Here is a 13,705-nt window from a genome sequence, read left to right as displayed (position 1 = left end):
AATCAATATGAAAAATGTTAAGGAAATAATTAAAAGCCTTAGAGCATCCGATATACGTTTATCCCTGAACAATAACGAACTGGTAATCGAAGCGGGATCAGCTGATGTTAGCGAAGAGCTGCTTGCAGCCATACAGGTAAATAAGGAAGCGCTTTTGACCTATCTTCGAAAGAACAGCAATGGCAGACCTGTACATTCAATAAAACCGGTTGAAAAACAGGATAGCTATCCATTATCATCCTCACAGCGCAGGCTCTGGATCTTAAATCAACTCACCCCCGGCAGTATAGAGTATAATATACCAGGCGCCTGGTTATTTGAAGGCCAGCTTAACGAAGAAGCCTTTGCAGCGGCATTCAAAGAAATCGTAAACCGTCATGAAAGCCTGCGCACTGTTTTTAAAGACAATGGGTCCGGCGAGGCAAGGCAGTTCATTTGTGACGTAAACGAACCAGGTTTTGCGATCCTGAACAGGAAAGATCTTCGTAACAACTATAAGCGAACGATAGCTGCCATCGTGCAGGAAGACCTTAGATTATCTTTTGATTTAAGTACCGGTCCACTGGTAAAAGGTTATCTATATCAGCTGGAGGATAATAAATGGGTTTTTGCCTATGTATTACACCATATAATCACCGATGGCTGGTCAATGGGTATACTCATTCACGAACTGCTTTCGGTATATAATGCGCTGTCAACAGCATCTTCGATACCATTATCACCCCTGCATTTGCAATACAGGGATTACGCGGTGTGGCAGCAGGAGCAGCTTCAGCATGAATCAATGATACCTCATAAACAATACTGGTTAAAACAAATGGAAGAGTTACCGGTATTACAATTGCCTGCCGACAGGGAGCGCCCTGCCGTAAAGACAAATGAAGGTGGCATTGTAAGCAAAAAGATAGAAAAGGAATTGGCGCAAGGTATCAGGCAATTGGCGCAGGAGCAGCGTGCCACCCTGTTCATGGGACTGATGACAGTTGTAAACATCCTGCTTCACCGCTATTCCGCGCAGGATGATATTGTTGTAGGGACCCCCATAGCCGGCAGAACACAGGCTGAACTGGAGGGACAGATAGGTCTCTTCCTGAACACACTGCCAATCAGAGCACGATTTAAAGGAGAGAACGATTTTAAAACGGTACTGCAAATTATTCGTACAACCATCCTTGAAGCGCAAACGCACCAGGCTTATCCGCTGGATGAACTTTTAAATGCCCTGCCCGTTAAACGGGAAACAGGCAGAAGCGCTTTCTTCGATGTATTGGTTGACTTTCACGAAAATTCACCATCGAAAAATGCGCCATCGCTGCCCAACCTGCAGATCAGCGGTTATGAAGCAGGCGAACATACAGTGAGTAAGTTTGACCTTACTTTTATGTTCGCGGCATCGGGCGAAGACCTCAATTTATCAATAGAGTACAACAAAGACCTTTACGAAAAAGAAACGATAGAGCGGTTACATACGCATTTCAGTATGCTGCTTACATCAATAATTGCTGCACCGGAAGGGCCGGTAAATAAACATTCCTATATACCTTCCGATGAAATGGCCCGGCTGCTGAAAACAGGCGCAGAAGCACCGGCCTTCACTTCGGTATTGTCGTTGTTTCAAAAACAGGTAGCCGGCGGGCCCGGTAAAACGGCCCTGATCTTTGGCGATACTTCGCTCACCTTTAGCGAGCTCGATGAACTATCCACCAGGCTGGCCCATTATTTAAAAGAAGAATGTTCATTGAAAAGCAACAACCTGGTTGGCATCTTACTCGACAGGTCTGAAAATTTGATAATAGCCATGCTGGGTGTGTTAAAAGCGGGTGCAGCGTATGTACCGGTAGATACTGCATACCCGCCTGCAAGGCAGGAGCAGATCATTCGGGATGCAGGCATGAAAGTGATGATCACCCAAACTGCCTATGCATTTGATCTGTCATACTATGAAGGCACTGTATTTGCCATGGATGTGCAGCTCAACATGCTGCAGCAACCGCCCGTTCCATTGGCAACAAATACAAGTCCCGAAGATACGGCGTATGTGATCTTTACTTCAGGTTCTACCGGTAAGCCCAAGGGCTGTAGCATTTCGCACGGGAATCTGTCAAATTATATTCAGTGGTGCTGTCAGTATTATTTTACCAATGCAGCCCATGGAAATTTCGGTTTGTATACCTCGTTGTCGTTCGACCTTACGGTCACGGGTATTTTCTGTACGCTCGTTCGCGGCAATACCCTTTACATCTACGCACAGGAAGCTGAACTTTCCGAAATATTCCAACACAGCTTTGCTGCAGACAGCGGTATAAACTGTATTAAACTAACGCCCTCGCATATCAATTATCTGCAGAACCTGGAACTTGGTTCTACCACCATGGTCAGCGCCATTGTAGGCGGGGAAGAATTATTGCCAAAACATGTTGATATTTTGAAAAAGATCAACCCGGCTATAAGGATCTTTAACGAGTATGGTCCTACTGAAGCTACGGTTGGTTGTATGATTGAAGAAGTGGACCCCAATAGTTCAATTACGATTGGAAAACCCATTGATGGCGCAGCTATTTACATCCTCGATGAACAGTTGGGGGTTTGCGGTACTGGCATACCGGGTGAGATCTGCGTTGGCGGGGCAGGTGTGTGTAAGGGGTATCTCGGTCAGTCCGAAATGACTGCAGAAAAGTTTGTTCAGAATCCTTATAAAAACGGAGATCGGCTTTACAGGACCGGTGACACCGGCCGAAGGCTGAATGATGGCCGCATAGTATACACCGGCCGAAAAGACGATCAGGTGAAAATACGTGGTTACAGGGTGGAATTGGGTGATGTGGAGGCGGCGCTGACAGGCTGCCCGGGTGTTACTGCTGCTGCCGTTATTGCCAGGCCGGATAAAGAAGGTTTGCTGGAACTGATCGCTTACGTTGCAGGGAAGCATGAACTTACGGCAGATGCGGTTCGCCATTATATAAATAAAGTGTTGCCGGCTTATATAGTTCCGTCCCATGTTGAACTGCTTTCTGAAATGCCCCTCACTGCACATGGTAAAGTAGACCGTAAAGCGCTGCCCGAACCTGCTATACGAAACCTGGAAATGAATACCCGCACCGATGGTGCTTTAACCAGCACGGAAGAAAGACTGATAACATTATGGAGCGATGTACTTTCTATGGACCGGGAACGAATTACCGCCAGGAGCGATTTCTTCGAGAGGGGCGGGCACAGTCTTAGAATTGCCCGGCTGGCAACCATGATATATAAGGAATTCGAAGTAAAGATAGAGCTTCGTACATTGTTTACTGTTTCCATTCTGGAAGAACAGGCTAAACTGATTGCCGAGTCAAAGAAAATGGCATTTGACGAGATCCTGCCTGTAGAGAACAGACATAACTATGACTTGTCCTCCTCTCAGCGAAGGTTATGGATCCTGAGTAAACTGACGGGTGGAAATGCCGCCTATACCATTCCGGGCGCTTATGTGTTCGATGGCGAAGTTAACTATGACATATTGAACCAATCGTTCAGGGCCCTGATCCGGCGGCACGAATCGCTGCGTACAATTTTTAAGGAAGAGGAGAACGGCGTTCCAAAACAATTTGTGCTATCGCCCGATGAAGCGGCATTTAATATTAACTACACCGATCTTATACAGGAAAAGGACCCCGAAAACCGGGTAAAAGACCTGCTTCAGCAAAGTTTTACAACAACCTTCGATCTGAGCACCGGCCCGCTCATTAGTGTGAACCTGTACCGGGTTGCCAAAAACAAATGGATCTTTACCTACGTCATACATCATATTATCAGTGACGACCTGTCGACCGGTATTTTGATAAAAGAATTGATGACCATTTACAATGCATTCCTGAAAGGGGCCGCCGACCCGTTACCGCCACTGAGGATACAATACAAAGATTATGCGGCATGGCAGCAGCAGCAATTAAAGAACGACCAGGCAACCCTTCATAAGAATTACTGGAAACTCTGCTTTGAAGGCGAATTGCCGGTGCTGGCCTTACCCGGTGATAATCCCCGCCCGCCTGTAAAAACGTACACCGGGGGTATAGTAAGGAAATGGCTGTCACCTTCCATAGGAAAAGCAATTAAATCGTTAACCCTTCAGCAGGACGCCACCCTGTTCATGGGCCTGCTGGCAGCGGTAAATGCCCTGTTGTACCGGTACACAGGCCAGGAAGATATTGTGTTGGGCAGTTCTATTGCCAGCAGGCAGCACCCCGACCTCGAAAATCAGATAGGATTTTATGTCAATACGCTTGCATTGCGAACCCGGTTTAATGGGGAGAACAGTTTTGAAGACCTGTTGGAGAATGTAAAACAGGTAACGCTCGGCGCATACGAACATCAGTCGTACCCATTTGACGAACTGGTAGAACAATTGAACCTTCAACGCGATATCAGCCGGCACCCGCTGTTCGAAGTAATGGTGGTGTTGCAGCGCAATGGCAGCGGAAGTTCAGCAACAGGCGGGGGCATGGGTGATTTTAATGTCAGCCGGTACGATGGCTACCAGTACGTAACCAGCAAGTTCGATATGACTTTCTTCTTTACCGAGAGTGGTGGCAACAACCTGCATGTAAGCCTCATTTACAACAATACCATTTATAAAGAAAGCACGGCAGACCGCATGCTGCAGCATTTTGAACAGTTGTTAAACGCCATCGTGGAAAAACCGGCCACCCCGGTTTGTACACTCAACCTGTTGTCTGCAACGGAAAGCGAACAATTGCTTACCGGGTTTACTACATCGGCAGTTGATTATCCAAAACAAAGAACAGTTGTTGGTCTCTTTAGGGAGCAGGCGCGCAAAACACCTGAAAATATTGCGTTAATTTTTGGGTCTGCGCAACTTACTTATTGTGAACTGGACGAACGGTCAGATCGTATTGCCGCCTACCTGCGCGCCAATTACCATATCGATGTCAATTCCAGGGTAGGTATGATGCTCGACCGGTCAGAGAAAATGATCGTAGCACTACTCGCTATTCTGAAAGCCGGGGCCGCTTATGTGCCTGTAGACCCCGACTATCCGGTGGCCAGAAAAAAGTTTATGCTGGCAGACAGCGAAGCAAATATTCTCATCACAGAATCACAATACCTGCTGGATCTCGATTACTATACAGGAAATGTTTTTGCGATCGACATACAAGCAGACGAAACGGTTGGTTTCGATTTAGATCCACAACAATTGCACCGGCCCGATTCCGTTGCTTATGTTATTTATACATCCGGAAGTACCGGACAGCCTAAAGGAGTAATGATCAGTCACCGTTCGCTTGTAGATTATGTTTATGGGTTTACAGAGCGAACGAATGTTAAAGATTGCGCCACATTCGGATTGATGTCAACGCTTGCCGCCGATCTGGGAAATACGGTTATATACAGTTCGCTCCTGTTAGGTGGTTGTCTGCATATATTTTCGGCATCGGCTGTAATGAGCCCCGAAATAATGGCTGCCACCGCATTGGATTGTATAAAGATCGTTCCCTCACACTGGAAAGCGTTACAGGAAGAAAACAGGTCGTTTATCCCTTGCAAAACACTTGTTTTTGGTGGAGAACCGTTAACGCACGACGTACTAGACAAACTAAAGCAAAGTGGGGCCGCCTGTGAAGTGTATAACCATTACGGGCCTACCGAAACAACCATTGGCAAGCTGTTGAACCGGATATCACTGGATGAATGCAATGAAAAGATCGCCCTGGGAACACCTTTTGGCAATACAAGGGTTTATATTGTTGACGCACACGGCGAACTCGCTGCCATGGGTATACCGGGCGAGATCTGTATAAGTGGCGACGGGCTGGCCTTAGGTTACCTGAACAGGCCTGAACTGACCAATGAAAAATTTATTGAAGCGCCTTTCAAAAAAGGAGAGCAGATCTATAAGACCGGCGATCTTGGCAGATGGCTTGCCAATGGTAAAATTGAGTTTATCGGAAGAAAGGACGGCCAGATAAAGATCCGGGGCTTCCGGGTTGAAATTGGTGAAATCGAAAATGCACTGCTCACGCATCCCGCTGTAAAAAGCGTTGCCGTAGTTGACAGGTTGTACGATAAAAGTAAAGTATTGATTGCCTATGTGTCGGGGCATCACCTTCCCGGGGTAGCTGAACTTCAATCGTACCTGGGTAACATACTTCCTTCGTATATGGTGCCCGGGCATTTTATATTCCTCAGTCAACTTCCATTAACGGCCAACGGAAAAATCGACAGAAAGTCGCTGCCCGACCCTGAAGAATGGCAGTTTGCAAAAGACCAGTCATATATCGGTGCACGCAATGGAATAGAAGCCGCCCTTATAAAAGCCTTTGAGCTGGTATTGAAAAAAAACAATGTGGGCATTAATGATAGTTTTTTTGCCCTGGGCGGCGATTCTATAAAAGCCATACAGATCATTGCGCAGTTAAAGAAAATGGGCTATGGGCTGTCCATACAGGACATTCTTCTTATTCCGGTAATAGAACAGCTGGCTGGTTTTGTAAAGTTGTCTGTACGCTCAATTAACCAGGAAACAGTAACCGGCCTGGTGCCATTAAGCCCCATACAAAACGAGTTTCTAGAAAGTACTATTGAAAACAAAGCACATTACAACCAGTCGGTTTTACTGGTAAGCAAACACCGGCTTCACGAAGAAGCGCTAAAAGCTGTTTTTGATAAGATAATACAACACCATGATGCATTGAGGATGGTGTTTATACAAACGGCTGAAGGTTGGAAACAGGAAAATAAAGGCGAGGCGCCGGGATGCGCATTCAAAATAGTTGAATGGGAAAATGAAACCGAATTTGCCGCACATTGTGATCGTATGCACGCCTCCTTTGACCTGGAAAACGGGCCTTTATTTAAAATATGCCTTTTCCGTGCGGCCGACGGCGACCGTTTACTGTTGGTAGCCCATCATTTGATCATAGATGGCGTTTCATGGCGCGTTATTCTCGAAGATGTTTCCACCCTGTATGATCAATATGTGGCAGGTGAAGCATTCAGCCTTCCTGAAAAATCAAACTCATTTAAAGACTGGATGGAAAAACAGTTGGACTATGCCCATAGTAATAACTGGCAGGAAGAAGAGTCTTATTGGAACATAGCCGATGCTGTTAAATTACAACCACTGGCAAAAGACTTTTCAGAAGGCAGTAATCTTAGTAAAGATACGGTGGTATCAACCGTGCAGTTAAGCGAAGAGCAAACCGACCGCTTGTTAACAAAGTCTTACAAAGCTTATAAAACAGATATCAACGACGTGCTGCTTACTGCCCTGAGCATATCTATACATGACATGTTCAATATAGATAAAGTGGTGGTCCGGCTGGAAGGACATGGAAGAGAATACATTGGTGAAGAAATGGACATCAGCAGAACGATTGGTTGGTTCACAACCCACTATCCGGTAGTGCTCGATGTAAAAGATGGCAACACCCTCAGGCAGTTACTGGAAGTAAAAGAATATCTGCATCGTGTGCCCGGCAAAGGGATCGGTTATGGCATTCTGAAATACCTGGCCGGGAAAAAATATACCATTTCACCGGAAATCTCCTTTAACTATCTCGGTGGTTTTGGTTCAGGCGGGTCTTCCGATAAAGCCGGCAACGGTGCAGCGCCGCTATTCAAACTATCCGGCAATTATAAGGGACGCGAAATACAGGAAGACAGCGTAAGGGATATGCTGTTAAATGTTAACTGTATTGTAGTAGACGGGAAAATGCGTTTATCAATAGCATACAGCCAGCACCAGTTTAAACAGTCAACCATCGACGCCGTACTGGCTTCTTTCCGTTTGCATCTTGAAAACCTCATTGAAATTCTATCAAAAGAAGACAAAACACATTTTACCCCCGTTGACTTTACCTATAAAGGATTGAAGCTCGATCAATTGGAAGAATTAGACAAGTTATAACAGCGCCATAAAATAAGTAAACTAAATTTTTCAGTAATTATGAAAAGTAATACCTGGTACACAAAGCCGAACCTGGTGATAGAGCCATTATTTGACAGATGGTATGCCTGGTCGCATCTGGTTTCTCCTGCTACAGCCGCCATGAACGTTGTTGGCCGGCATTTAAAGATCATGAATTCGTACATACAGTCGCCACAGATCCATGCCGCAGCTGTGCAGAACCCTAAAATGTTGGGTGGCCCGTTTATGGATTACAAGCAGCCCCGCGTGGAAGACATTATCAAATTAAAAGCTGCCACACTCGAAAAGAACGCCCACCTGATAAAGTTTGCCGAAGCGGTAAAAGAACTTGACGACATGCTGAAAAAACAGGCAAAAGGGTACGCGCTGGAAAGCCTGTACGAAAAGGTGCCTGACATTCTTAAAGGCTATGTAGAACTGACTTATGACCTGAACAATAACCCATCTTTCAGATTCTTTGAAGCGCTATTATACAACAGTGAGTTTTACAACAGGGATGCCCAAAGTATTGCCTTGTGGGTTACCAACAATGATGAACGCCCTTTTTGTTTAAGCACGGCACGGCTCGATGAACCAAATGTATTGCACCTGAACATTCCTTTCGATCATCCCGGCATCGACGCCCTTAGCCGGATGAAAAGGGAAGGGGGTTCCATAGAAGAAGTGGCGGAGATTCTGGGGGTGAAGCCGGAAGACAGGGCGCTTTTTGATACCTTCTTTACACAGGAAGCCCAGCCCCGTTATAATAAATATGAGGGCCCGTTTGTAAGAATGCGTTATTTCGGCCATGCCTGCATTCTCATCGAAACAAAAGAGGTAAGTATACTGGTTGACCCCCTCATCAGTTACTACGGCTACCAGTCAACTGTAAACCATTTCTCCGACATCGACCTTCCTGATGTAATTGATTATGTATTGATCACTCACAACCACCAGGACCATATCCTTTTTGAAACCCTGCTGCCTTTAAGACATAAGATCAAAAATATCATCGTGCCAAGGACCACCACCGGCGCATTGCAGGACCCCAACCTTAAAATGGTGTTCAACCGGGTAGGCTTTAAAAACGTACGGGAAATCGATGAAATGGAAGAGATCAGGTTTGAGAACTGCGTTGTAAAAGGCATTCCCTTTACCGGTGAACACAGCGACCTTAATATTCACACCAAAGCATGTTATTATGTAGGCGTGGAAAAATTCAACTTCCTGTTTGCAGCCGACTCAAGGATAGTGGAAGCAAAACTGTACGAACATGTGCATCGGGAGACCGGTGATGTAGATGTGGTGTTCCTGGGAATGGAATGCGATGGTGCGCCGCTTACCTGGCTGTATGGTCCATTACTTACCGAAGACCTGGCCAGGGACAAAGACCAGTCGCGCCGGCTGTCGGGCTCCAATTATGAAAGGGGAATGCACCTGATCAATATCTTCCATCCCAAAGAAGCATATGTGTACGCGATGGGCCAGGAACCCTGGCTGGAATTTATAAGCACGGTAAGATATACTGAAGAATCAAATCCTATTATACAGTCGAACCTGCTGGTAGATGAATGCCATAAACGGGGCATCATAGCAGAGCGGTTATATGGTGAAAAAGAGATCCTTTATAATTATGATACCAAAGCGGCAATTATACCGGAAACAGCCCTCAGCATACAGGAGGCCGGCATATGAGAAAACCGCAATTGTTCCTTTTGCATTTTGCCGGTGGCAATTGCTATTCCTTTGACTACATGAAGCCGCTGCTGAACAACTTTGAAGTGGAATGCCTCGAGCTTCCCGGCAGAGGCAAAAGGCTGGGCGAGGCGTTACTAAGGAATTTTGATCTTGCAGTACACGATGTTTACTCGCAATTAATAAAAAAGATCACCCATCCGGTATTTCTTATCTACGGCCATAGTATGGGCGCCTATCTCGCCTTAAAGGCGGGTCACCTGTTGCAGCAACAAGGTATAAAGCCTGCCTGCCTCATTGTTAGCGGTAACATTGGGCCCAATGAAGAGCAGGATAAAAAATGCAGGTACCGTATGCAGCACGAGGAATTCATACAGGAACTGGAATTATTAGGGGGCGTGCCCCAGGATATACTTAAGAATACCGAATATTTCGGGTATTTCGAACCCATACTCAGGGCCGATTTTGAAATCGCCGAAGAACATGGCCTTACCGGCAATATAAGAGTGAACGCACCCATTTATGCCCTGATGGGCAGTGAAGAAGAAAGGGTGGAAGAGATCACAAACTGGGGCCGGTTCACGAATTCCTGGTTTAAACATGAAGTGCTTTCCGGCGGACATTTCTTTATTCATGACCACCCCGAAAAGATAGCCGCAGCGTTCAACTACTGTTATAAAAACCTTGCGCCCGTTCAGCATTTTTAAACAATTCTGATGATGAATAATCAATCTGTTTTCAGTAAGGTGATCCTAAGCGCCGATGCAGTTGATAACAAAGCATACAAACACGTATTGGCTTTATATGAAGAAGAGATCGTATATATTGGCGACTGTTGTGTACGGTTCGACAAGTTCAGGTATTTCAAAACCTGGTTAAAGGATGCGGCTATCACCATGAACTTTAGCAGTAAAAAGAACGAAGGGTACTATCATGCCATATTAAAGAACAGCCCTTTCGTAGACCGCATTTCATCAATGCAATGGGAGGAGATCGATTTCCGGCTGTTCGATGCAGTGATCTGTATAATGCAAAACGAACAACCTTTTATAGACTTCCTGAATAGTAAATACCAGCAGCAGGTGCTGAATGATGAAATGAAGCTGGATGTGTATGTTGTTCAGGAAAGTGAATCGGTGAAGGACCATGTGGACCTTTTTAAACCCGGTGAATTATTTATTACCAATGAAGAACAACAATGGGCCAACAACTGGCTTATTGAAAATGGCTACCAGCAGGGAGAATCGCTTTTTGTTATGGTAGATTCATCCTCTTCAAAAAAGAAACTGGTAGATACCGTTGTATATTTTGAATTGATAAAGCACCTGCTAAACCGGCCCAATACCCGTTTGCTTGTTTTTGATGAAAATAATATGGGAAAGCAGGAGTTTTACCAGCAATGGGTAGGGGAGGACCAGATCGGGAGGATCATTTTTTCAAAGGGCCGCAGCTTGCGCGATAATCTGTGCCTGATCGGCAGCTCCTATACGAAAATGGTTTTTGGCCCCTGTACGGGAGTTATGCATTGTGCTTCCGGAATATACAATAATTATGTAAACAATGGCCTGCCCCCCGATAAAGTGCCGGTACTGATCACCTATACCGGCGTATATCCTGTAGAAGGGCAGAGCGCTAACCGCTGGTGGGGTAATTGCCCGTTGATCAATTGCATCATGCTGAAAAGGATAAATGGCAGGAAAGTGCTGCTTCAATTACACGACCTTACGCCTGAAGAAAAAGGGATTAAGGACACCCTGGTATGCAGTGAGTATACAGCCGGTATGCTAATCGATTATGTAAACGAAAAGCTGGAACCAGCTAAAGAACAAGCCGGCGCCCCGGTATTTATACATGCAAAAAAGGTGCTGGTGTTATTTGAAGAAGACCTGCTTTTGTTGGGCGACACCTGCATAATGCTTGATAAACTAAGGTACCTCAAAGAATACCTGAACCAGGCTTCTATCGCTGTTAATTTTAAGACGGCCAGGAACCAAAGGTTTTATGAAGCGCTGTTACAAAACAACCCCCATATTGATGAAGTGTTCAGCGGCGCCTGGCAAAACCTGCCACCCAACGATTTTGATCTGTTAATTTGCGTAGCCTTTGAAGAGAATAAGCTACAGGCCCGGCTGCAGGAATGGTTCAACGACCGGCAAACGCACGTGCCCGTGTATTCGATCTCCGAATTACTGTTAAAGCCCACCGGTACCGAAGTGCGTGTTTACCCTGTTCTGGACGGTCTTGCAAAATACCTGCACAGGCCCCGTCCCGGTGAATTGTACATCAGCGCCGAAGAACAGCAATGGGCCGATGACTGGTTAGCATCAAAAGGATTACAGAAAGAAGAGGAACTATTCATTATTATTGATTCAGCGGCCGTAAAAAACAAACTCCTGAATTATAACGTTTACTTCGAACTGCTTAAAGGCCTGCTCGACGGCGGCCGCAGAAAGGTGCTGATCTTTGACGAACGCAGGCAGGGAAAGCGGCACTTGTATAAAGGATGGCTGGGAGAAGAAAGAATGTCAAAAATGATCTTTTCCGAAGGGCTTAGCCTTCGGGAAGACCTTTGCCTGTTAGGCTCCAGCCACACCCGTCTTGTATTGGGCCCCTGTACCGGCCTCATGCATTGCGCTTCCCGCATCTTCAACTATTATAAAAGCAAGGGATTGAACAATAGCAGCATTCCTTTACTGGTAGTTTATACGGGCATGTCCGGCGATGAAAATTATGACATCCGGTCTTATTGGGGCTCGTCTCCGTTGGTAAACTGCCTGCTGCTTAAACATGCTGACAGTGAGAAAAAATTGCACTTACTAGGTAAACTGCCCGAGGGAGAAAGCATAACAGGAAGTTTACTGCCATGCAGTGAATATACAGCAGATATGCTGCTCGGCTTTATAAACAACAGGTTTACCGACAACAGACAGCATACTTTAAAAAGGATCGTTGAGCATACACAGGCCGTTGATATTAGAAACCGCCGGAATATTCTGATCCTCTATGAAGAAAGATCAACTATGCTGGGCGATTCCTGCATAAAATCAGATAAGTTCAGGCATTTTAGGTCCTACCTGAATTCCGCAGCTATTCATTTGAATTTTACCAATAAACAGAATCAAAAATATTATGAAGGGCTGCTAAAGAACAACCCGTATTTAGATAGCGTCACTGCGCTACAGTGGGATGACATCGTGTTTGATGACTTCGATGCCGTCATATGCATTACTTACAACGAAGACCGTTTACTTGAATTTCTGCACAACAAATATGGAGACCGTATCGCCAACGGTCAAATGAAGCTTCCGGTATATTCCATGTCGGGGCATATTCTGCGGGCCGAAGAGGGCAGCAGTTATATTTTCCCGGAGAATACCGGCTTGTCTGACTATATGAAAGTACCGCGGCTGGGTGAGTTGTATATCAGCAAAGAGGAGCAACAATGGGCCAATAGCTGGTTAGAAGCCAACGGAATGAAGAAGCATGAAAAACTGGTGATCATGATCGATTCGTCGGCAGTAAGAAGTAAGCTGCTGAATATAGACGTATACTTCGATATCCTCAAATACATCCTGGAAATGGACGATATAAAAGTGCTGATCTTCGATGAACAGAATATAGGAAAGCAAAACTTTTACAGCGAGTGGCTGAGCAGCGAAGCTATGGGAAAGCTGATCTTTTCAAAAGGCCTGAGTTTACGTCAGGACCTTTGCCTCATAGGTTCCGGCTATACAAGTTTTATGTTCGGGCCCTGCACCGGGTTAATGCATTGCGCATCCAGCATCTTTAATAACTATGTGAGCAGCGGCATGGATGCAGCTAAAATTCCACCGCTGGTGGTGTACACCGGCTGGTATGGCAAGGACAGATATGATGTTCATGTATGGTGGGAAAAAACACCCCTTGTCAGCTGCCTGTTGTTAAAGGAACGAAATAATAAAAAGGGAATAGTAGTGCTTGCAGACCTGAGTGATGAAGAAAAAAAAATGAAGGACTCCCTGCCGTGTAAAGAATATACAGCCGATATGTTGATACGATTTATAGCCGGTAAATACACTGTACGAACGAAACAGCTCACAGCATAACCACACAGTACCTGTATTA

Annotated in this window: 4 protein-coding genes; all 4 read left to right on the top strand. The window is 45.5% G+C overall.

The window, feature by feature from the left end; all coding sequences use genetic code 11:
• Positions 1 to 7 precede the first annotated feature (7 nt).
• The 4 genes from NIAKO_RS11515 to NIAKO_RS11500 are packed head-to-tail and all read left to right on the top strand — an operon-like array spanning position 8 to position 13,686.
• Complete coding sequence (locus NIAKO_RS11515; protein WP_014218588.1) at positions 8 to 7,906, top strand: non-ribosomal peptide synthetase; 7,899 nt, start codon at positions 8 to 10, stop codon at positions 7,904 to 7,906.
• Between the two features lie 39 nt (positions 7,907 to 7,945).
• Positions 7,946 to 9,601, top strand: a complete 1,656-nt coding sequence (locus tag NIAKO_RS11510; protein ID WP_014218587.1) for an MBL fold metallo-hydrolase — start codon at positions 7,946 to 7,948, stop codon at positions 9,599 to 9,601.
• On the top strand, positions 9,598 to 10,308 hold the full coding sequence (locus tag NIAKO_RS11505) for a thioesterase II family protein (RefSeq protein WP_014218586.1): 711 nt from the start codon (positions 9,598 to 9,600) through the stop codon (positions 10,306 to 10,308). Before NIAKO_RS11510 ends, NIAKO_RS11505 begins: the two co-directional genes overlap by 4 nt.
• 9 nt (positions 10,309 to 10,317) lie before the next feature.
• A complete protein-coding gene (locus NIAKO_RS11500; RefSeq protein WP_041346650.1) occupies positions 10,318 to 13,686 on the top strand; it encodes a glycosyltransferase family 9 protein in 3,369 nt (1,122 codons plus the stop codon).
• Positions 13,687 to 13,705 lie beyond the last annotated feature (19 nt).

Origin of the sequence: Niastella koreensis GR20-10, from assembly GCF_000246855.1 — a bacterium.
Lineage (GTDB): Bacteria > Bacteroidota > Bacteroidia > Chitinophagales > Chitinophagaceae > Niastella > Niastella koreensis.
Note: the sequence above shows the minus strand (reverse complement) of the source record. Positions and strands in the feature narration are given on the sequence as shown.

What these genes read in the sequence shown, in the direction of transcription:
- NIAKO_RS11515 (WP_014218588.1), top strand. Translation starts at nt 8, where the DNA reads ATGAAAAATGTTAAGGAAATAATTAAAAGCCTTAGAGCATCCGATATA.
- NIAKO_RS11510 (WP_014218587.1), top strand. Translation starts at nt 7,946, where the DNA reads ATGAAAAGTAATACCTGGTACACAAAGCCGAACCTGGTGATAGAGCCA.
- NIAKO_RS11505 (WP_014218586.1), top strand. Translation starts at nt 9,598, where the DNA reads ATGAGAAAACCGCAATTGTTCCTTTTGCATTTTGCCGGTGGCAATTGC.
- NIAKO_RS11500 (WP_041346650.1), top strand. Translation starts at nt 10,318, where the DNA reads ATGATGAATAATCAATCTGTTTTCAGTAAGGTGATCCTAAGCGCCGAT.